Below are 20,272 nucleotides of genomic sequence, written 5' to 3' on the forward strand. Positions count from 1 at the left end.
ATCCAATTCTACCGTCGAATTCCGGAAAGCGACGTTCGCGTACGACAGCGGCGCCAATGACAATCGATCTGCCTCAGTGACTCATGAGATAGGGTGACGCATGACGTCGGCAGGTAAGCCACTATCCCCGATTTTGGCCGGAAAGTCACCTGCGCGATCCGGCGCCGCCGGCGCATAAAATCCCAGTGGCCCTGCCAACCTGTTTATAATCAGGTAATCACCAGGATCATTACATGACTTCACAACTGTCCCAAAAAGGCGAGGCCTGGTCGGCCCGCTTCTCCGAACCCGTCTCCGACCTCGTCAAGCGCTACACCGCCTCGGTCTTCTTCGATAAACGCCTTGCCCTGTTCGACATCGCAGGCTCGCTGGCGCACGCCGAGATGCTGCAGGCGCAAGGCATCATCAGCGCCGCCGATCACGCGGAAATCCAGCGCGGCATGGCCCAGATCAAGGGCGAGATCGAAGCGGGCAGCTTCGAATGGCTGCTCGACCTCGAAGACGTGCACCTGAATATCGAAAAACGCCTCACCGAACTGGTGGGCGATGCCGGCAAGCGCCTGCATACCGGCCGCTCGCGCAACGACCAGGTGGCCACCGACATCCGCCTGTACGTGCGCGCCGCCATCGACGACATCACCAAGCTGCTGCACGGCCTGCGCGGCGCGCTGGTCGACCTGGCCGAGCGCCACGCCGACACCATCATGCCGGGCTTTACCCACATGCAAGTGGCCCAACCGATCACCTTCGGCCACCACATGCTGGCGTATGTCGAAATGTTCGGCCGCGACGCCGAGCGCATGCAGGATGCGCGCCGCCGCGTCAACCGCCTGCCGCTGGGCGCCGCCGCGCTGGCCGGCACCACTTTCCCGATCGACCGCGAACGCGTCGCGCGCACGCTGGGCTTCGACGACGTCTGCCACAACTCGCTCGACGCCGTCTCCGACCGCGACTTCGCGATCGAATTTTGCGCCGCCAGCGCCTTGATCATGATGCACGTGTCGCGCATGTCGGAAGAACTGATCATCTGGATGAGCCCGCGCGTCGGCTTCATCGACATCGCCGACCGCTTCTGCACCGGCTCGTCGATCATGCCGCAAAAGAAAAACCCCGATGTGCCGGAACTGGCGCGCGGCAAGACCGGCCGCGTGTACGGCCACCTGACCGCCCTGCTGACCCTGATGAAGGGCCAGCCGCTGGCCTACAACAAGGACAACCAGGAAGACAAGGAGCCGCTGTTCGACACCGTCGACACCGTTGTCGACACCCTGCGCATCTTCGCCGACATGGCTGGCGGCATCACCGTCAAGCCGGAGGCGATGCGCTCGGCCGCGCTGCAGGGCTACGCGACCGCGACCGACCTGGCCGACTACCTGGTCAAGAAGGGGCTGCCATTCCGCGACGCGCACGAAGCCGTTGCCCACGCGGTGCGCGCCTGCGACGACTTGCGCTGCGACTTGTCCGAGATGTCGCTCGAGCAGCTGCGGGCGTTTTCGCCGCTGATCGGCGACGATGTCTTCGCCGTGCTGACACTGGAAGGTTCCGTTGCTGCCCGCGACCATGTGGGCGGCACCGCACCGAACCAGGTGCGGGCCGCGATAGCGCGGGTACGGGCACAGCTGGCAGAATGATCAGCGCCCGATGAGGCGCGAAAAAACACAATAACGGAGATAAGCACCATGTTCATGTCACTTTCGCGCCTCATTGACAGCCTCAATGAAAAAATCGCCAACACGGTCAGCTGGGCGCTGCTGGCCGCGGTCATCATCTGCGCCGGCAACGCGATCGTCCGCTACACCTTCAATTACAGTTCCAACGCCTGGCTGGAAATCCAGTGGTACCTGTACGGCGCCATGTTCCTGCTGGCCGCCTCGTATACCCTCAAGCGCGACGAGCACGTGCGCATCGACGTCATCGTCGGGCGCTTCTCGAAGCGCACCCAGGTGTGGATCGACCTGTTCGGCTACCTGCTGTTCCTGCTCCCGGTCTGCCTGCTGATCCTGGTCGACGCGATTCCGTTTGCCCAGGTGTCGATCGCCAGCCAGGAAATGTCCAGCAACGCCGGCGGCCTGATCGTCTGGCCAGCCAAGCTGCTGGTGCCGATCGGCTTCGCGCTGCTGATCTTGCAGGGCATCTCCGAGATCATCAAGCGCATCGCTTTCCTGGCCGGCAAGATCGACGGCCACGAATTCGCCAAGCACCAGAAAACGCCGCAAGAAGAGATCGAGGCCATCAAGCAGGCCAACAAGATCGCCTGACCGTTCGCGACCACAACAATAAACAAAGAGACTCATGGAACAATTCCTTATCGCGAACATGGCGCCGATCATGTTTGGCGCACTTGTCGTCTTCCTGCTGTCCGGGTTCCCGGTGGCGTTTTCGCTGGCCGCCAACGGCCTGTTCTTCGGCCTGGTCGGCATCGAACTGGGCTTGCTGCGCCCTGAACTGCTGCAGGCGCTGCCTAACCGCATCTTCGGCATCATGGCCAGCGACACCTTGCTGGCGATTCCCTTCTTCACCTTCATGGGCCTGATCCTGGAAAGGTCGGGGATGGCGGAGGATTTACTCGACACCATCGGCCAGCTGTTCGGGCCGATCCGCGGCGGTGTTGCCTATGCGGTCATTTTCGTCGGCGCGCTGCTGGCCGCCACCACCGGCGTGGTGGCCGCGTCGGTCATTTCGATGGGCCTGATCTCGCTGCCGGTGATGCTGCGCTACGGCTATAACAAGCGCATCGCCACCGGCGTGATCGCCGCTTCCGGCACGCTGGCGCAGATCATCCCGCCGTCGCTGGTGCTGATCGTCATGGCCGACCAGTTGGGCCGTTCGGTCGGCGACATGTACAAGGCGGCGTTCATTCCGGGCCTGCTGCTGACCGCGATGTACTGCGGCTACGTGCTGGCCGTGTCCATCTTCAAGCCGCACCACGTGCCGGCGCTGCCGCTCGAGGCGCGCAACCTGCGCGAACCGAACGGCGACAGCGGCGTGTCCTCGCTGCTGGTACTGGTGGCAGCGGCCATCGGGGTCGCCTTCGCCTTCGCGGCCGTCTGGGGCCCGGCCCATCCAACGCTGGCGTCGGATGAACTGGGCATCTATTCGGCCGCCGCCGGCATCGGCGCCGCCTTCGCCATCGCGCTGGCCAACCGCTACCTCAAGCTCGGCCTGCTGTCGCGGATGGCCGAAAAGGTCGTGTTCGTCCTGGTGCCGCCGCTGGCGCTGATCTTCCTGGTGCTGGGCACCATTTTTGTCGGCATTGCGACGCCGACCGAAGGCGGCGGCATGGGCGCGATGGGCGCGCTGATCCTGGCGATGCTCAACGGCCGCCTGACCTTGCCGCTGCTCAAGCAGGCGATGAACTCGACCACGCGGCTGGCCTGCTTCGTCATGTTCATCCTGGTTGGCTCCACCGTATTCGCGCTGGTGTTTCGCGCCGTCAACGGCGACCTGTGGGTCGAGCACCTGCTGACCGGCCTGCCGGGCGGCGTGCTGGGCTTCCTGATCGTCGTCAACATCATGTTCTTCGTGCTGGCCTTCTTCCTCGACTTCTTCGAGCTGGCCTTCATCCTGGTGCCGCTGGTCGGCCCGGTTGCGGAAAAGCTCGGCATCGACCTGATCTGGTTCGGCGTGCTGCTGGGCGTGAACATGCAGACCTCGTTCATGCACCCGCCGTTCGGCTTCGCGCTGTTCTACTTAAGATCGGTGGCGCCCAAGGAGGTCAAGACCTCCGACATTTACTGGGGCGCGATCCCGTTCGTGTGCATCCAGGTCATCATGGTCTCGCTGATCATCTTCTTCCCGCAGCTGGTATCGGTCGAGCAAAAAATCGACATGACCGAGCAGCTCGAGCTGAGGATCGACGCCCCGGCGGCCGACCAGCAGCTGACGCTGCCGGACAGCCCGGCGCAGGAAGAAGACCAGACCCCGCAGCTGGACTTCTCCACCGACGAGCCCGAGAAAAAATAAATCGCAGACGCGTTGACAGAAGCAGGAACACACCGATGAGCATAGGCGGCAAAACAATCGACCAGGCGCTTGGCGCCTTGTCGGACATGACGGGCGGGATGGCGGCGATCGGCCGCGACGAGCACCAGCAGCGTATCGCCACGGCGCAGGCGCGCATGCGCGCGCTGGGCATGGCGGCGATCTGGCTCAATGCGGGCACCAACCTGACCTACTTCACCGGCACCAAATGGCACCCGAGCGAACGCATGGTGGGGGCCATCTTGCCGGCCAGCGGCGCGCTGGAATACCTCGCACCGGCGTTCGAGGAGTGCACGCTGCAGGGCTTCATGCAGGTCGGCGGCCCGGTCCACTGCTGGGAGGAGCATGAGAGCCCGTACCAGCTGTTTGTCGATGTCCTCGAGCGCATCGGCATCGCGGCCAGCGACAGCGCGCCGCCGCGCATCGGCATGTGCGAGAGCGCGCCGTGGTTCATCGCCGACGGCGTGCGCAAGCTGGCACGCGGCTACCAGCTCGACAACGCCAGCGCTGTTACCGCGTTCTGCCGCGCGCGCAAGTCGGCGGCCGAGATCGCGCTGATGCAGCGGGTGAAGGACATGACGCTGGAAGTGCACAAGGCCGCCGCCGCCATCCTCCATGAAGGCATCACCACCGTCGAGGTGGCGGACTTCATCGCGCGCGCCCACCGCAAGGTCGGCGCGCCCGGCTCCTACTTCTGCATCGTGCTGTTCGGCGAGGCCACCGCATATCCGCACGGGGTCAACTACGTGCAGACGCTGCGCGACGGCGACATGGTGTTGATCGATACCGGTTGCAAGGTGATGGACTACATCTCCGACATCACGCGCAGCTACGTGTTCGGCGAAGCGAGCGAACGCCAGCGCTTCGTCTGGAACGCCGAAAAGAGCGCGCAGCTGGCCGCCTTCGAGGCGGCGCGCCTCGGCGTGCCCTGCCGCCGGGTCGACGAGGCGGCGCGCGCCTCGCTGGAAGCGAACGGCTTCGGCCCCGGCTACAAACTGCCCGGGCTGCCGCACCGCACCGGCCACGGGATCGGCATGGACATCCACGAATGGCCCTACCTGGTCGGCAGCGACGACACCCCGCTCGACGTCGGGATGTGCTTCTCGAATGAGCCGATGATCTGCATTCCGGGCGAATTCGGCATCCGCCACGAAGACCACTTCTACATGACCGAGCATGGGGCGCGCTGGTTCACCCAGCCCTCGCACTCGATCGAGCAGCCGTTCGGGTGACCCGCCCAAGCGCTTGTTGAACGTTCCCCGGCTTTTCACCGAAGGTCTATAATCAAATTTGAACGCTGGTTCAGCCCGCTTAGAGGGCACGGCACTTGATAACTCAGACACGCGTTGGACTGGCGCCCCCGCGGCGAACTCCACATGACGGAAGCGAACGACCGGTCATTCAACCAGATGTTCCAGGCGCACCCCATCCCGATGTGGGTGTACGACCTGGAAACGCTGGGATTCCAGGCAGTGAACAACGCTGCCATGGCCCATTACGGCTATACCGAAGACGAGTTCATGGCGCTGTCCATCATCGACCTGCGCCCGCCCGAGGAAGCCCCCCGGCTGCTCCAGAACATCAGGCACCACGCCAGCCTGCCCAGCGCCACCTTGCAGAAATCCGGGCTGTGGGTACACCGCAAGAAAGACGGCAGCCTGATCGACGTCGAGATCACCTCCCATGCAATCAACTACAACGGCCGCGCATGCCGCTTTGTGCTGGCGCACGACGTTACCGACCGGGTGCAGGCGGCCGCCAAGATCGCGCGCCTGAACCGCGTCTATGCGGTGCTTAGCGGGATCAACTCGGCCATCGTGCGGATTCGCGACCGCGACGCGCTGTTCCAGGAAGCCTGCCGCCTGTCCACGGTCGAAGGCGGCTTCCTGGCCGCCGCGATCGCCGTCCCGCAGCCGGGCACCCCCGAGCTGGCGGTGATCGCCCACAGCGGACGGATACTGCCCGAGGTGCCCGCAGAGCTGGCCGAACTGTGCCCGGCCGAGCGGGTCATGCGCGAGCACCGCCAGGTCATCTGCAACAGCGTCGCCGCCGATCCGGCATTCGCCCTGCTGGCCGAGCGCATGCACGCGCGCGATATCCGCTCCCTGGCCGCGTTCCCGCTGGCGGTGGGCGACCGCATCGAAGCCGTGCTGACCTTGTACGCGAATGTCGAAGGCGTGTTCGACCCCGACGAAATGAAGGTGCTTAACGAACTGGCCGGCGACCTGGCGTTCGCGCTGCTGTTCTTCGAGCGCGAAGAGCGCATCAGTTACCTGGCCTACTACGATGTGATGACCGCGCTGCCCAACCGGCGCCTGTTCCTCGATCGACTGGCGCAGCTGGTCCAGCTCGACGGCACCCAGCAGCCGCTGGTGGTGGCATTGGTGAACCTCGACCGCTTCGCCCAGCTGAACGATGCGCTGGGACGCCACGCCGGCGACGCCCTGCTGGTGCAGATCGCGGCGCGGCTGGGCGAGCGCCTGCCCGAAGCCTTCAACCTGTCGCGCATCGGCGGCGATACCTTCGGGCTGACGTTCGTCGATCTCGACCATGCCGAGGAGGCGGCCGACCTGCTGCGCGACCGCCTGTTCCGCGCGCTGGACCAGCCGTTCCGGCTCGATGGCCAGACCGTGCGGATATCGTCGCGCGCCGGCATGGCGGTGTGGCCCGCCGACGGTGCCGACGCCGATACCTTGTTCAAGCACGCCGAAGCGGCGCTGAAGAACGCCCGCACTTCCGGCGAGCGCCACCTGTTCTACGCGCCGCGCATGAACGCTACCCTGGCGGCCAGGCTGGCGCTGGAAAATGAGTTGCAGGCGGCGCTGGAGAACCAGCAGTTCGAGCTGCACTACCAGCCACGCGTGAATCTCGGCACCGGCGCCATCGTCAGCGCCGAAGCGCTGATCCGCTGGCATCACCCGACCCGCGGCCTGGTCGGGCCGGTGTCGTTCATCCCGCTGGCCGAAGAGACCGGGTTGATCCGGCCGATCGGCGCATGGGTCATCGACGCGGTCTGCGCGCAGCAGGCGCAATGGAAACTCAACGGCAGCGCGATCGTGCCTGTGGCGATCAACCTGTCGGCGGTGCAAAGCGCGCAACCTGACCTGCTGCGCACGATCCGCAGCGCCATCGAGACCCACGAGGTGACCGAGAAATACCTGGAATTTGAATTGACCGAGACGGCCGTGATGAACAATCCCGAGGAAGCCGCCCGCAACCTGGCCGCGCTCAAGCAGCTTGGCGTGCGCCTGTCGCTCGACGACTTCGGTACCGGCTACTCGTCGCTGGCGCAGCTCAAGCGCTTTCCGTTCGACTTTGTAAAGATCGACCGCTCGTTCATCGCGGGCATCGACAGCAACCCGGAAGATGCGGCCATCGCCGCCGCCATCATCGCGATGGCGCACAGCCTGCACCTGCGCGTGGTGGCCGAAGGCGTTGAGACCAGCGCGCAGCTCGACGTGCTGCGTTCGCTGCGCTGCGACGAAATCCAGGGCTTCTACTTCAGCCGCCCGGTGGCGGCAGGCGCATTCGAAGAGATGCTGCGAAACGGAACCCTGATGCCCCCGTCAGAGACGGGGATGCATTACCACATCTGATTCTAGCTGCGCTTCATGACCAGGGTCAGGATGTCGTAGCTGGCTACCAGTTCTTCATCCTGGTTGGTGACCTGCACGTCCCATGCGACCACGCCCTGGCCGACACCACGTTCGTCGGTGCGGTTGCGGTCGACCTTGCGCTTGCAGGTCAGGCGCGCACGGATCGTGTCGCCGATCGCCACCGGCGTGATGAAGCGCAGGTTGTCGAGGCCATAGTTGGCCAGCACAGGGCCGGGCGCAGGAGAGACGAACAGTCCTGCCGCCGCCGACAGCACAAAGTAGCCATGGGCGATGCGCTTGCCGAACTGCGAATCCCTGGCCGCGATCTCGTCGAAGTGCATGTAGAAGAAGTCGCCCGAAATACCGCCGAAGGCGACGATGTCGGCCTCGCTCACGGTGCGGCGGTGCGTCAGCAGCGAGTCGCCCATCTGCAGGTCTTCGAAGTATTTGCGGAACGGGTGCACCTCGCTCTCGCGCACCGCCGCGCCGCGCACGTACTCGCCCGTCACGGCGGCCAGCATGGTTGGCGAGCCTTGCACCGCGGCGCGCTGCAGGAAGTGGCGCACCGCGCGGATGCCGCCCAGTTCTTCGCCGCCGCCGGCGCGGCCAGGACCGCCGTGCTTGAGCTGCGGCAGCGGCGAGCCGTGGCCGGTTGAATCGACCGCGGCCTCGCGCTCGAGAATATGCACGCGGCCATGCGAGGCTGCCGCGATCGGCACCGCGTAGGCGGCGATCGCCGGCTCCCTGGTGACCAGGGTCGATACCAGGCTGCCCTTGCCGCGCGCAGCCAGTTCCAGCGCCTCGTCGATGCCTTCGTAGGTCATCATGGTGCTGACCGGGCCGAACGCCTCGATGTCGTGCACCGCATCGTTGTTCATGGCGTCGCGGCACAGCAGCAAGGTCGGCGCGAAGAACGCGCCGTTGGCGACGCCTTCGCCGACCGGCTTGAAGCCATCGCGCGCGCCGAAGACGATCTCGTTGCCGCGCGCGAGCATCTCGACACGCTCGCTGACATCGCGGTGCTGGTCCATCGATGCCAGGGCGCCCATGCGCACGCCTTCCATCGACGGGTCGCCGACAACGACTTTCGACAGGCGCTGGCGCAGGCGTTCAGCCACTGCGTCAACGTGCTGCTTCGGCACGATGATGCGGCGGATCGCGGTGCACTTCTGGCCAGCCTTGCCGGTCATCTCGCGCGCGACTTCCTTGACGAACAGGTCGAATTCGGGATCGTCCGGGGTTACGTCAGGCGCCAGGATTGCGCAATTGAGCGAGTCGGCTTCGGCGGTGAACGGCACCGAATTGGCGATCAGGTTTTTGTTCACGCGCAGTTTGGCGGCGGTATCGGCCGAGCCGGTGAAGGTAACGGCGTCTGCGCCGCTCAGGCGGTCGAGCAGGTCGCCGGTACTGCCGATGACGAGCTGGAAGCTGCCTTCCGGCAGCAGGCCCGATGCGTGCATCATGCGCACCACCGCTTCGGTCAGGTAGCTGGTCGCAGTGGCAGGCTTGCCGATGCACGGCATCGCGGCCAGGAAGCTTGGCGCGAATTTTTCGAGCATGCCCCAGATCGGGAAGTTGAATGCGTTGATGTGCACCGCCAGGCCGCCGCGCGGCACCAGGATGTGGGTGCCGGCGAAGCCGCCGCGCTTGCCCAGCGCCATGGCGGGGCCTTCGTGCAGCACGTTGGATGACGGCAGTTCGCGGCTGCCCATGCTGGCGTAAGCGAACAGCGTACCAATGCCGCCTTCGACGTCGACCCAGCTGTCGGGGCGGGTGGCGCCGGTCAGCTCCGAGATTTTGTACAGCTCTTCCTTGCGTTCCATCAGGTACAGCGCCAGTGCCTTGAGGATGCCGGCGCGCTTCTGGAAATCGAGCTTCATCAGCGCAGGCACGCCGGTCTTGCGCGCGAACGTCACGGCTTCGTCGAAATCGATCTTCTCGGCGTGGGTGTGATAAATCAAGTTGTTGTTGACCGCGCTGTGCAGCGGGGTCGATGCTTCAGAGCCGAGCCAGCGGCCGGCGATCAGGCTTTGAAGGGTTGATACGTTTGTCATGTCATGTTCTCCAATGTCGCGTCATTCCCGTGAAAACGGGAACCCATAGCCAGCCGACTATGGGTTCCCGCCTGCGCGGGAACGACGGCGGGGGGCAATTTACTTCGTGTCTTTGGGGGCGTGCATATCAGGGCCGAGATCGATTCGCGCGCGGTCCGGCTCCACTTCCAGCAGGGCGTCCACCTCGCGCATGGTCTGCATCGAGCGGATCGCCAGGTCGTGATACTGCCTGGTGCCGAAGCTTTTCCAGGCGATGTCCTTGTCTGTCAGGTCGCGCATCACCTTGGCGGGCGCGCCCATCACCATGCTGCGCGGCGGGATGATCATGCCGGCTTTGACAAAGCTCATTGCGGCGACGATCGACTCTTCGCCGACCACCGCCTTGTCCATCACCACGGCGTTCATGCCGACCATCGCATTGCGCTTGATGCGGCAGCCATGCAGCACCGCGCCATGGCCAATGTGGCCGTCGACTTCGACCACGGTGTCGTCGCCGGGGAAGCCGTGCATCACGCAGGTGTCCTGCAGGTTGGCGCCCTCTTCCAGGATCAGGCGGCCGAAGTCGCCGCGCATCGATGCCAGCGGGCCGATGTAGCAGCGCGGACCGACGATCACATCGCCGATCAGCACCGCGCTCGGGTGGACGTAGGCGCTTGGATGGACCACCGGGCGCACACCATTGATTTCATAAACTTTGACCATGCTGGTTCCTTTACATGCCAAGGTAGGCGGCTTGCACCTGTTCGTTGGCGAGCAGTTCGGGGCCGGGGCCCGACAGGGTGATCGAACCGGTTTCGATCACGTAGCCGACGTCGGCGATGGCCAGAGCCGCATGCGCATTCTGCTCGACCAGGAAGATCGTGATGCCATGCGAACGCAGCTCCTCGACGATGCGGAAGATCTCGCGTATCAGCAGCGGGGCCAGGCCCATGCTCGGCTCGTCGAGCAGCAGCAGCCTGGGGCGGCCCATCAAGGCGCGCGCCATGGCCAGCATCTGCTGCTGGCCGCCGGACAGCATCCCGGCGAGCAGCTGGCGCTTTTCCTTCAATACCGGGAACAGCGCGTACATGCGTTCGAGGTCGCCCGCGAAGTCCTGCTTCGGCCGCGTGTAGGCGCCCAGGCGCAGGTTGTCTTCGACCGTCATCGGGCCGAACACCTGGCGGCCTTCCGGCACCTGGCAGATTCCTGCGCGCACGCGCTTGTCGGCACTCAGGCGGCCGATTTCCTGGCCCGCGAAACGGATGCTGCCGCTGCTCGGCTGGACGCCGGAGATCGCCCGCAGCAAGGTGGTCTTGCCGGCGCCATTGGCGCCAACCAGCGCCACCAGCTGGCCCTCGCCGATCTCGATGTCGATTCCATGCAGCGCCTTGATCGGACCGTAATGGCTGTCGAGGCCTGAGACTTGCAGGATCGGCTGTTTTTTGCTTGCGTCTTGCATATTCAATCCTTATGCGGCCGCGCCGAGATAGGCTGCGATGACGTCCGGATTGGCACGCACTTCAGCAGCGGTGCCTTCGGCCAGCTTTTTGCCGTAGTCGAGCACCAGGATATGGTCGGACAGGTTCATCACCAGCTTCATGTCGTGCTCGACCAGCACGACGGTGATGCCGGACTGCGCGATCTTGCGCACCAGTTCCTCGATCTCGCCCGTTTCGGTGTGGTTCAGGCCCGCGGCCGGCTCGTCGAGCAGGATCACTTTCGGCTTGGCGGCCAGCGCGCGCGCGATCTCCAGGCGCTTGAGCGCGCCGTAGGACATCTGGTCGGCGTCAGCGTAGATGTATTTGCCGACGCCGCAAAAGCGCATCAGCTCGGCCGCATCGTGACGGCAGGCTTCATCTGCGCGGCGCACCGCGGGCAGGCGCAGCATCGACGCGAACAGGTTCTGGTTCAGGCGCAGGTGCGAGCCAACCATCACGTTGTCCAGCGCGCTCATGTTCATGCATACCTGGAGGTTCTGGAAGGTGCGGCTCATGCCGCGGCGCGCCAGCGCATCGGGCGACATGCCGGCGACGTTTTCGCCGTTGAACATGATGCGGCCCGAGGTCGGCGTGTAGACCCCGGTGACAAGGTTGAACAGCGTTGTCTTGCCGGCGCCGTTAGGGCCGATCACCGAGTGGATCGCGCCCTGCTTGACGCTGAAGCTGACACCCTGCACCGCGTGCACGCCACCGAAGCTCTTGCTGAGGTTCTCAATCGACAGCATCTCAAGCCTCCTTTGGTTTGCGCGAACGCAGGCGCTGCGCGATGCTCGGCACCAGGCCCTTGGGCATGAAGATCATCGTGGCCATCAGGATCACGCCAAACACCACCACCTCCCAGCCTTCGAAGGTTTGCAGCAGCTGCGGCAGGATGGTCAGCAGCGCGGCGCCGATGATCGAGCCGAACACGGACGCCATGCCGCCCACCACCACCATCGTCACCAGCTCGATGGAATGGAAGAAGCCAGCCATGCCGGGAGTGATGAAGCCGATGTAGTGCGCGCTGATGCTGCCGGTAATACTGGCGACGACCGCCGACAGCACGAACACGCGCGCCTTGAACTTGGCGGTATCGACGCCAGCGACGCGCGACGCCACTTCGGAGCCGTGGATCGCCTGCAGCGCACGGCCCACCGGCGAGTCGATCAGGTTCAGCGCGAACCACGTCATCAGGAGCAGCAGCGCGGCACTCACGGCGTACCAGGCTTTTTCGCCTTCGATCGCGACATCGAACAGCGTGAAGGCCGGGACGCCGATGCCGTCGGGCCCGCCGGTCCACTGCGACTCATTGTTGATCGCGATCGAGATGATGATGCCGAGACCCAGCGTCGCCATCGCCAGCGTATGGCCCTTGAGCTTCAGGATCGGACGGGCGACGGCGAAGGCCAGCACGCCGGTCGCCGCCGCGCCGGCCAGCAGCGCCACGATTGGCGGCCAGTTCATGTGCGTCGTCAGCGCCGCCGAAGCGTACGCGCCCATGCCATAGAAGCCCGCGTGCCCGAGGCTGATCTGGCCGGTATAGCCCATCAAAAGGTTGAGCGCGATGACCACTACCGCGTTCAGCGCGATGCGGATGGCGACATCGAGGTAGAACGGATTGGTCAGCACGACCGGCAGCAGCGCCAGGATGACGGCCAGTGCCAGCAGTCCTGCGTAGCGTTGATTCAACGACTTCATACGCGCTCCGATATCTTGGCGCCGAACAGGCCGCGCGGCATGAAGAACAGGATCAGCAGGATCAGCACGAACGGCACCGCGTCCTTGTACGACGACGAGATGTAACCCGCCGTCATCGATTCGGCGACGCCCAGGATCAAGCCGCCGGCAATCGCGCCGACGCCGCCGCCAAGCCCGCCGAGTACCGCTGCGACAAAGCCTTTCAGGCCGAGCATGATGCCAGCGTCATACGAGGTGTAGGTGATGGGCGCGACCAGGATGCCGCCGACTGCGCCGAGCAGGGCGGCCATGGCGAACGACAGCAGCAGCACGCGGCGCGTGTCGATGCCGACCAGTTGCGCAGCGAGCCGGTTGTTGGATGTCGCCAGCATCGCCTTGCCGAGCAAGGTACGCCCGAAGAACCAGGCCAGCGCGCCAACCACCAGCAGCGTGACGCCGAGCACCCACAAGCTTTGCGGCAGCAGGCTGGCGCCGAGGAACTGGATCGGCGTATCGCCGGAAAACGGCGCCAGCGTATGGGTGCCTTTGCCGAGCCAGATCTGCACCAGCCCGCGGATTGTCAGCGACGCGCCGATGGTAATGATGATCAGTGTGACCACCTGCGCATCGCGCGCCGGCTCGATCGCCACCTTCTCCATCGCCGCCCCGACCGCGCAGGTGACCAGTACCGCGATGATGATCGCGAGCGGAAGCGGAATGCCGCCGGCCGACAGCAGCGCCGCCAGCATCCCACCGAGCATGATGAATTCGCCCTGGGCGAAGTTGATCACACCGCTGGTGTTGTAGATGATCGTAAAGCCCAGCGCCGCAAGGGCGTACGCCGAGCCGACCGTCATTCCCGAGTACAGGAACTGGAGAAATTGAGCGAGCATGCGAGCCTTACTTCAGCAACTGCCAGTCGCCGGCCTTGACCTCGACCATGCGGAACGCGGACAGGTCCAGGCCCATATGGTCTTTCGGCGACATGTTGAACACGCCGGTGGTGCCGACGAAGCCCCTGGTCGACTCCAGCGCGGCGCGAATCTTCTCGCCATCGCTGGAACCGGCGCGCTTGATCGCGTCGACCGACATGTTCAGCGCGTCCAGCGCGTAGCCGCCGAAAGTCGATGGCTCGGCCTTGTAGCGGTCGCGGTAGTCCTTGTCGTAGCCGGTGACGATGGCCTTCTGCGGATCGTTTGCCGGCAGCGCCTTGGCGATCAGCAGCGCCGGCGTCGGCAGGCGCACGCCTTCGGCAGCCGCACCGGAGAGCTTCAGGTATTCATCCGATGCCACGCCGTGCGACTGGTACATCGGCACCTTGGACATGCCAAGCTGGCCGTAGTTCTTGGTGACGATGGCCGGGCCCTGGCCAAGGCCGAAGACGAACACCGCCTGCACTCCGGGCGCGTTCTTGATACGGGTCAGCTGGGCGGTGGTGTCGGTGTCTTTCGGGCCGTAGGTTTCGTCGGCCACCAGCGTGATGCCGTACTTGCCGGCGACGGCCTGGGTCTCCTTGCGGCCGGACGCGCCGAAGCCGCTGGTTTCGGACAGCAGGCCGACCTTGGAGATGCCGCGCTTCTTCATGTCCTCGAATACCTTCTCGGCGGCCATGCGGTCGGTGTGCGGGGTCTTGAAGACCCACTTCTTGACCGGGTCGATGACGACCACTGCGCCTGCCAGCGAAATGAACGGCACCTTGGCGCGCTCGACCAGCGGGGCCATCGCCATGGTCGCGCCGGTGGTGGTGCCGCCGATCAGGACGTCGATCTTGTCGGACTCGATCAGGCGCTTGGTAAAGCTGTTGGCCTTGGCGGCGTCGCTGCCGTCGTCGTAGTGGACCAGTTCGAGCTTGCGGCCAAGGACACCGCCGGCGGCGTTGATTTTTTCAACGTACAGCTGGAGGGTTTTCAGTTCCGGGTCGCCCAGGAAGGCGGCCGGCCCGGTGACCGACAGGACCGAGCCGATCTTGATGGTGTCGGCAGCGAACGACGTTGCAGCTGCCAAGGCGAGTGCGGCGAAAAGTACGGTTTTCTTGAACATGGTTGTCTCCATTATTAGAATCGTTGGCGTTCTCACTGTGCACGGCCGGTGCGCTTGCGCTTACCCGCCCTGCATATACCTCGAAGCCGTTCTGGCTTCTTATACTCTTTCGATGACCACTGCGATGCCCTGCCCTACCCCGATGCACATCGTGCACAGCGCGTAGCGTCCGCCGGTGCGGTGCAGCTGGTTCACCGCCGCCGTCACCAGCCGCGCGCCCGATGCGCCGAGCGGGTGGCCGATCGCAATCGCGCCGCCGTTCGGGTTCACGTGCCCGGCGTCGTCCGGCAGGCCGAGGTCGCGCGTTACCGCCAATCCCTGCGCGGCAAATGCTTCATTGAGTTCGATGACATCCATCTGGCCGATACTCAAGCCCGTCATCGCCAGCACCTTGCGGGTCGCAGGCGACGGACCGAAGCCCATGATGCGCGGCTCCAGCCCCGCCAGCGCCATGCCCACGATGCGCGCGCGCGGCGTGAGCCCGAAGCGCGCGGCCGCACTGCCGGAGGCGATCAGCAGCGCGCAGGCGCCGTCGTTGATGCCCGATGCGTTGCCCGCAGTGACTGTCCCATCCGGCGTGACCACGCCGCGCAGCCTGGCCAGCATCTCGATGCTGGTGTCGGGACGCGGATGCTCGTCGGTGTCGAACACGCGCGACTCGCCTTTTTTGCCGTGAATCGTCACCGGGACGATTTCATCCTTGAACAGGCCAGCCGCGTTAGCGCGGGCCCAGCGCTGCTGGCTGCGCAGCGCGAAGGCATCCTGGTCGGCGCGGTTGACGCCGAATTCCTTTGCCACGTTTTCGGCCGTCTCGGGCATCGAGTCGATCCCGTGCATCGCCTTCATCAAAGGATTGACGAAGCGCCATCCCATGGTGGTGTCTTCGACCTTGGCTGCGCGCGAGAAGGCGCTGTCGGCCTTGCCCATGACGAAAGGCGCGCGCGTCATGTGCTCGACACCGCCGGCGATGATCAGGTTCGCTTCGCCGGCCTTGATCGCCCGCGCCGCCGTGCCGACCGCGTCAAGGCTCGACCCGCACAGGCGGTTGATGGTGCTGCCAGGAACATCGGAAGGCAGGCCGGCCAGCAGGCCCGCCATGCGCGCGATATTGCGGTTGTCTTCGCCGGCCTGGTTGGCGCAGCCGTACAACAGGTCGTCGACCATCGCCCAGTCCACGCCGGGATTGCGGGCGATCAGCGCGGCGATCGGCAGCGCAGCCAGGTCGTCGGCCCGAACGCTGGCCAGGGAGCCGCCGTAACGGCCGAACGGCGTGCGGATGGCGTCGCAGATGAATGCGTCGTTTGCTGTGCTCAAGTGAATGCTCCTCTGGTTAAGTCTTTGGACGCTTGTCGACGACGCGGCGCGCTTTGCCGGTCATGGTGCGTTCGATGCCTTCGGGGGGGACCAGCGTCACGCGGGTGCTCACGCCGACGAAAGTCTTGATGCGGTGTTCCAGGTCGCGGCATAGCGCGCTGACGGCGTCGGCCGACATCGAGCCGTCGCGCGTCTCGCCCAGTACATCGAGCTTGTCGAGGTGACCGTCGCGCGAGACCTGCAGCTGGTAGTGCGGCGCCAGCGCCGGCATCTTCAGGATCAGCTCTTCGATCTGGCTCGGGAACACGTTGACGCCGCGGATGATCAGCATGTCGTCGGAGCGGCCGTTGATCTTGCCCATGCGGCGCATGGCGCGCGAACTTGGCGGCAGCAGGCGCGTCAGGTCGCGCGTGCGATAGCGGATGATCGGCAAGGCTTCCTTTGTCAGCGACGTGAATACCAGCTCGCCTTCGGAACCGTCCGGCAGCACTTCGCCGGTTTCCGGATCGATGATCTCCGGGTAGAAGTGGTCTTCCCAGATGACCGGGCCATCCTTGCTCTCGATGCACTCGCTGGCGACGCCGGGCCCCATCACCTCGGACAGCCCGTAGATATCGAGCGCGTCGATGCCGGCGCGGCGTTCGATCTCGGTGCGCATCGCGTCAGTCCACGGCTCGGCGCCGAAGATGCCGATCTTGAGCGACGACTGCGCCGGATCCATGCCCTGGCGTTCGAACTCTTCGACGATGTTGAGCATGTACGACGGCGTCACCATGATGATGTCCGGCTTGAAGTCGCAAATCAGCTGCACCTGCTTTTCGGTCTGGCCGCCCGACATCGGGATGACGGTGCAGCCGAGCCGCTCGGCGCCGTAGTGCGCGCCAAGTCCGCCGGTGAACAGCCCGTAGCCGTAAGAGATGTGGCAGATGTCGCCGGGGCGCCCACCCGCGGCGCGGATCGATCGCGCCACCACGCCGGCCCAGGTGTCGATGTCGTTCTGCGTGTAGCCAACCACGGTGGCCTTGCCGGTGGTTCCGGACGACGCGTGGATGCGCACGACCTGCTCGCGCGGCACTGCGAACAGCCCGAACGGGTAATTGTCGCGCAAGGTCTTCTTTTCGGTGAACGGGAACTTCGCGAGGTCGGCGAGCGTCCGCAGGTCTTCCGGGTGCACGCCGGCGGCGTCGAACGCAGCGCGGTAATGCGGCACATTGTCGTACGCGTGCTTCAGCGACCACTTCATGCGCTCAAGCTGCAGCGCCTGCAGTTCGTCGCGGCTGGCTCGTTCTATCGGCTCCAGGTCGTCCTGGGCGGGAATGCGTTGGACCATCATCGACTCCTTGAATAAACTTATCCGGCTACCTCGGCGACCAGCCCGCTGACGCGGTGCGACTTGCCGCGGAACAGCGCGATCAGGCGCCCATCCTGGTTGCTCACCTTGACGTCGTACACACCGGTCTTGCCGCTCAGGGTTTGCTCGACCGCTTCGGCGACCAGCATTTCGCCTTCGCGGCCGGGGGCGACGTAGTCGATCGTGCAGCCGGCGCCAACGGTGTTGTGGTTATGCGAATTGCAGGCGAAGGCAAACGCGCTGTCGGCCAGCATGAAGATGTAGCCGCCATGGCAGGTCTGGTGCCCATTGAGCATGTCGCGCCGCACCGGCATGGTCATCAGCGCGTAACCAGGACGGATTTCGCTCAGCTTCATGCCGAGCGCCTGGCTGGCCGGATCGCGGTCCCACATGGTTTTTCCGGCCAGTTCGGCCAGCGCCTGCGCGTCGTGATGGACATCCTTATGCATGGAAGGTCCCCGATGCGGCGACCTTGCGGCGCATGAGCGGCGAGACGCGGTAGCGGTCTTCGCCATACGTCGAGGCGAGGTTCGACAACACAGTGGCCACATGGTCCACGCCGACGGAGTCCGCCCAGGCGAGCGGGCCGCGCGGGTAGTTGACTCCCTTCTGCATCGCGATGTCGACGGCCTGGGCGCTGCACACACCCTGGTTGACGGCGTCGGCGGCTTCGTTGGCAAGCATCGCCACGGTGCGCATGACGGCCATCCCAGGGACGTCGTCGAGGCGCGTGACCGCAAAGCCGGCCGCCTGGAGCAAACCGACCACCGCGTTGTAGGCGGCGTCGCTGCACTGGTCGGCACGCGCCAGCGCGATGCGCCTGGCGCTGCCGTAGTCCAGCACCAGGTCGTACAGCACGGTATCGGGATGCTTGTTTGCCGCGGCACGTTCCGTCGCGCTGCGGCCGTCGGTCAGGAACAAAGCCGCGCCATTGCAGTGGAAGGCGGGCGCTTCGTTTTCGCCGGAGCCCGGCAATGCTTCGCGGTGGGTCACCTTGAAGCCGGCAGCGACCAGGCGCTCCTCCAGCGGCGCGGTGACGGCGCCGGTCACGCCCTGGGCCATGCTCAGCGCAAGCGCGTCCGGCCGGTCTTGCGGCGCTTCGGTCTGGGGTTCTTCCTTCACGGCGCCGGCGGCGTAGTCATAGAAGCCGCGTCCCGACTTGCGGCCGAAGTAACCCGCGTTGACCATCTCCTGCTGCAGCACCGACGGCGTGAAACGCGGATCGTTGAAGTAAGCTTGGAACACCGACTGCGTTACCGAGAAATTGACGTCGTGGCCGATCAGGTCCATCAGCTCGAATGGCCCCATGCGGAAGCCACCCGCCTCGCGCATCACGGCGTCCAGCGTGGCCGCGTCCGCCGCCTGTTCGTTCAGCAGGCGCAGCGCCTCGGCGTAGAACGGACGCGCGACGCGATTGACGATGAAGCCTGGCGTCGACTTCGCGTGCACCGGGTTCTTGCCCCACGCAGTGGCGGTCGCATACACGGTGTCGGCCACCGCGCCGCTGGTGGCCAGGCCACTGATGACTTCGACCAGGGCCATCAGCGGCACCGGGTTAAAGAAGTGCATGCCGACCAGCCGCTGCGGCAGGCGCAGTTGCGCCGCGATCGCGGTCACCGAGATCGACGAGGTGTTGGTGGCCAGGATGCAGTCGTCATGGACGATGCCTTCGAGGTCGGAGAACAGCGTGCGCTTGACGTCGAGGCTTTCGACAATCGCTTCGATGACGATGGCGGCATCCTTCAATTCAGCCAGGCTGGATGCGCCGTTCAGGCGGTCGCTCGCCGCTTGCACCTCTTCGTCGGTCATCTTGCCCTTTTCGGCCAGCTTGCCGTACATGTTGCAGATGCCGGTGATCGATGCCTTGACCGCTTCGGGGCGTGCGTCGAACAGCACGACCTTGTAGCCGGCCGCCGCTGCCACCTGCGCGATGCCGGTGCCCATGGCGCCGCTGCCTACCACCGCAACGATGCTTCCCTTGTCGAGAGCCTGTGCCATCCTCATTCCCCCTTGAAGCACGCCGGGCGCTTTTCGATGAATGCGGCGACGCCTTCGCGGTAGTCATGGCTGTAGCCGAGTTCACGCATCATCTCGCCTTCCAGCTTGAGCTGGTCGGGAAGGCTGTTGTGCCAGCTCGCCTGCAGCGCTTTTTTGGTGAAGGCCAGTCCCTTGGTCGGCGCGACGGCAAAGTGTTCCGCCATCTTCATGGCGTCATCGAACAGCGCTTCGTCGGGCACGCATTTCCAGATCAGGCCCCACAGCTCGGCCTTCTCGGCGCTGAGCTTCTCGCCCAGCATGGCCAGGCCGGTGGCGCGCGCATGGCCGATCAGGCGCGGCAAATGCCAGGTGCCGCCGCTGTCCGGGATCAGGCCAAGGCGGCAGAACGCCTCGACGAAGCTGGCGGACTTCGCGGCCAGCACGATGTCGCAGGCCAGCGCGATGTTGGCGCCTGCGCCAGCGGCCACGCCGTTGACGGCGCAGATGACCGGCATCGGCAGCGTGCGCAGCGTGTGGATCAGCGGCGCGTAGAATTTTTCAACGGAGTCGCCCAGGTCGACGCCTTTGGCGCCCGGCTCGACCGCACGGTCGCCCAGGTCCTGGCCGGCGCAGAAGCCGCGGCCGGCGCCGGTCAGCACCAGCACGCGCACGCTTTTATCGGCCTGCACGGCGTCGAGCGCGGACCGCACTTCCAGGTGCATCGCCTGGGTGAAGCTGTTGAGCTTGTCGGGGCGATTCAGCGTCAGCAGCGCGATCCCGTCCTTGATCTGGAACTTGATGTTTGCGTAGTTCATGCGGTCTCCG

General features: G+C 65.2%; 17 protein-coding genes. 5 read left to right on the forward strand and 12 right to left on the reverse strand.

Going from position 1 to position 20,272, the window contains the following annotated elements:
* Positions 1-233: 233 nt before the first annotated feature.
* The 5 genes from argH to I4X03_RS11110 all read left to right on the forward strand — a co-directional run bounded on the left by argH (position 234) and on the right by I4X03_RS11110 (position 7,577).
* A complete protein-coding gene (gene argH, locus I4X03_RS11090) occupies positions 234-1,631 on the forward strand; it encodes an argininosuccinate lyase (protein WP_223468284.1) in 1,398 nt (465 codons plus the stop codon).
* A gap of 54 nt (positions 1,632-1,685) precedes the next feature.
* Positions 1,686-2,258: a TRAP transporter small permease subunit gene (locus I4X03_RS11095; protein WP_223468577.1), complete on the forward strand. Its 573-nt coding sequence runs from the start codon at positions 1,686-1,688 to the stop codon at positions 2,256-2,258.
* Between the two features lie 34 nt (positions 2,259-2,292).
* Positions 2,293-3,963, forward strand: a complete 1,671-nt coding sequence (locus I4X03_RS11100; RefSeq protein WP_223468285.1) for a TRAP transporter large permease — start codon at positions 2,293-2,295, stop codon at positions 3,961-3,963.
* A 35-nt stretch (positions 3,964-3,998) separates the two neighbouring features.
* Positions 3,999-5,213, forward strand: a complete 1,215-nt coding sequence (locus I4X03_RS11105; protein ID WP_223468286.1) for a M24 family metallopeptidase — start codon at positions 3,999-4,001, stop codon at positions 5,211-5,213.
* Between the two features lie 144 nt (positions 5,214-5,357).
* Positions 5,358-7,577, forward strand: coding sequence for a sensor domain-containing protein (locus I4X03_RS11110; RefSeq protein ID WP_223468287.1), 2,220 nt, complete (start codon positions 5,358-5,360; stop codon positions 7,575-7,577).
* Positions 7,578-7,579: 2 nt separating this feature from the next.
* Here I4X03_RS11110 and paaZ read toward each other — a convergent pair whose 3' ends face one another.
* The 12 genes from paaZ to paaG form a co-directional block, all read right to left on the reverse strand.
* On the reverse strand, positions 7,580-9,631 hold the full coding sequence (paaZ, locus tag I4X03_RS11115) for a phenylacetic acid degradation bifunctional protein PaaZ (protein WP_223468288.1): 2,052 nt from the start codon (positions 9,629-9,631) through the stop codon (positions 7,580-7,582).
* A 99-nt stretch (positions 9,632-9,730) separates the two neighbouring features.
* On the reverse strand, positions 9,731-10,333 hold the full coding sequence (gene paaY, locus I4X03_RS11120; RefSeq protein WP_223468289.1) for a phenylacetic acid degradation protein PaaY: 603 nt from the start codon (positions 10,331-10,333) through the stop codon (positions 9,731-9,733).
* A gap of 10 nt (positions 10,334-10,343) precedes the next feature.
* Positions 10,344-11,069, reverse strand: coding sequence for an ABC transporter ATP-binding protein (locus I4X03_RS11125; protein WP_223468290.1), 726 nt, complete (start codon positions 11,067-11,069; stop codon positions 10,344-10,346).
* A gap of 9 nt (positions 11,070-11,078) precedes the next feature.
* The gene (locus I4X03_RS11130; RefSeq protein WP_223468291.1) at positions 11,079-11,834 is read right to left on the reverse strand and encodes an ABC transporter ATP-binding protein; all 756 of its coding nucleotides are present in this window, start codon (positions 11,832-11,834) and stop codon (positions 11,079-11,081) included.
* Between the two features lies 1 nt (position 11,835).
* Entirely contained in the window at positions 11,836-12,786 is a 951-nt protein-coding gene (locus tag I4X03_RS11135) for a branched-chain amino acid ABC transporter permease (RefSeq protein ID WP_223468292.1), read from the reverse strand.
* The gene (locus tag I4X03_RS11140) at positions 12,783-13,658 is read right to left on the reverse strand and encodes a branched-chain amino acid ABC transporter permease (RefSeq protein WP_223468293.1); all 876 of its coding nucleotides are present in this window, start codon (positions 13,656-13,658) and stop codon (positions 12,783-12,785) included. The genes I4X03_RS11135 and I4X03_RS11140 overlap by 4 nt, the downstream gene beginning before the upstream one ends.
* 7 nt (positions 13,659-13,665) lie before the next feature.
* Entirely contained in the window at positions 13,666-14,805 is a 1,140-nt protein-coding gene (locus tag I4X03_RS11145; protein WP_223468294.1) for an ABC transporter substrate-binding protein, read from the reverse strand.
* 99 nt (positions 14,806-14,904) lie between these two features.
* A complete protein-coding gene (pcaF, locus tag I4X03_RS11150; protein WP_223468295.1) occupies positions 14,905-16,119 on the reverse strand; it encodes a 3-oxoadipyl-CoA thiolase in 1,215 nt (404 codons plus the stop codon).
* Between the two features lie 16 nt (positions 16,120-16,135).
* Positions 16,136-17,449, reverse strand: a complete 1,314-nt coding sequence (paaK, locus tag I4X03_RS11155; protein WP_223468578.1) for a phenylacetate--CoA ligase PaaK — start codon at positions 17,447-17,449, stop codon at positions 16,136-16,138.
* Between the two features lie 20 nt (positions 17,450-17,469).
* On the reverse strand, positions 17,470-17,919 hold the full coding sequence (paaI, locus tag I4X03_RS11160; protein WP_223468296.1) for a hydroxyphenylacetyl-CoA thioesterase PaaI: 450 nt from the start codon (positions 17,917-17,919) through the stop codon (positions 17,470-17,472).
* A complete protein-coding gene (paaH, locus tag I4X03_RS11165) occupies positions 17,912-19,468 on the reverse strand; it encodes a 3-hydroxyacyl-CoA dehydrogenase PaaH (RefSeq protein WP_370660508.1) in 1,557 nt (518 codons plus the stop codon). The genes paaI and paaH overlap by 8 nt, the downstream gene beginning before the upstream one ends.
* A gap of 2 nt (positions 19,469-19,470) precedes the next feature.
* Positions 19,471-20,262 (reverse strand): 2-(1,2-epoxy-1,2-dihydrophenyl)acetyl-CoA isomerase PaaG, encoded by a 792-nt coding sequence (paaG, locus tag I4X03_RS11170; protein WP_223468298.1) that lies wholly within the window; start codon positions 20,260-20,262, stop codon positions 19,471-19,473.
* Positions 20,263-20,272 lie beyond the last annotated feature (10 nt).

The organism is Massilia soli (assembly GCF_016809835.1).
GTDB lineage: Bacteria > Pseudomonadota > Gammaproteobacteria > Burkholderiales > Burkholderiaceae_D > Telluria_A > Telluria_A soli.

What these genes read in the sequence shown, in the direction of transcription:
- argH (WP_223468284.1), top strand. Translation starts at nt 234, where the DNA reads ATGACTTCACAACTGTCCCAAAAAGGCGAGGCCTGGTCGGCCCGCTTC.
- I4X03_RS11095 (WP_223468577.1), top strand. Translation starts at nt 1,686, where the DNA reads ATGTCACTTTCGCGCCTCATTGACAGCCTCAATGAAAAAATCGCCAAC.
- I4X03_RS11100 (WP_223468285.1), top strand. Translation starts at nt 2,293, where the DNA reads ATGGAACAATTCCTTATCGCGAACATGGCGCCGATCATGTTTGGCGCA.
- I4X03_RS11105 (WP_223468286.1), top strand. Translation starts at nt 3,999, where the DNA reads ATGAGCATAGGCGGCAAAACAATCGACCAGGCGCTTGGCGCCTTGTCG.
- I4X03_RS11110 (WP_223468287.1), top strand. Translation starts at nt 5,358, where the DNA reads ATGACGGAAGCGAACGACCGGTCATTCAACCAGATGTTCCAGGCGCAC.
- paaZ (WP_223468288.1), bottom strand. Translation starts at nt 9,631, where the DNA reads ATGACAAACGTATCAACCCTTCAAAGCCTGATCGCCGGCCGCTGGCTC.
- paaY (WP_223468289.1), bottom strand. Translation starts at nt 10,333, where the DNA reads ATGGTCAAAGTTTATGAAATCAATGGTGTGCGCCCGGTGGTCCATCCA.
- I4X03_RS11125 (WP_223468290.1), bottom strand. Translation starts at nt 11,069, where the DNA reads ATGCAAGACGCAAGCAAAAAACAGCCGATCCTGCAAGTCTCAGGCCTC.
- I4X03_RS11130 (WP_223468291.1), bottom strand. Translation starts at nt 11,834, where the DNA reads ATGCTGTCGATTGAGAACCTCAGCAAGAGCTTCGGTGGCGTGCACGCG.
- I4X03_RS11135 (WP_223468292.1), bottom strand. Translation starts at nt 12,786, where the DNA reads ATGAAGTCGTTGAATCAACGCTACGCAGGACTGCTGGCACTGGCCGTC.
- I4X03_RS11140 (WP_223468293.1), bottom strand. Translation starts at nt 13,658, where the DNA reads ATGCTCGCTCAATTTCTCCAGTTCCTGTACTCGGGAATGACGGTCGGC.
- I4X03_RS11145 (WP_223468294.1), bottom strand. Translation starts at nt 14,805, where the DNA reads ATGTTCAAGAAAACCGTACTTTTCGCCGCACTCGCCTTGGCAGCTGCA.
- paaK (WP_223468578.1), bottom strand. Translation starts at nt 17,449, where the DNA reads ATGGTCCAACGCATTCCCGCCCAGGACGACCTGGAGCCGATAGAACGA.
- paaI (WP_223468296.1), bottom strand. Translation starts at nt 17,919, where the DNA reads ATGCATAAGGATGTCCATCACGACGCGCAGGCGCTGGCCGAACTGGCC.
- paaH (WP_370660508.1), bottom strand. Translation starts at nt 19,468, where the DNA reads ATGGCACAGGCTCTCGACAAGGGAAGCATCGTTGCGGTGGTAGGCAGC.
- paaG (WP_223468298.1), bottom strand. Translation starts at nt 20,262, where the DNA reads ATGAACTACGCAAACATCAAGTTCCAGATCAAGGACGGGATCGCGCTG.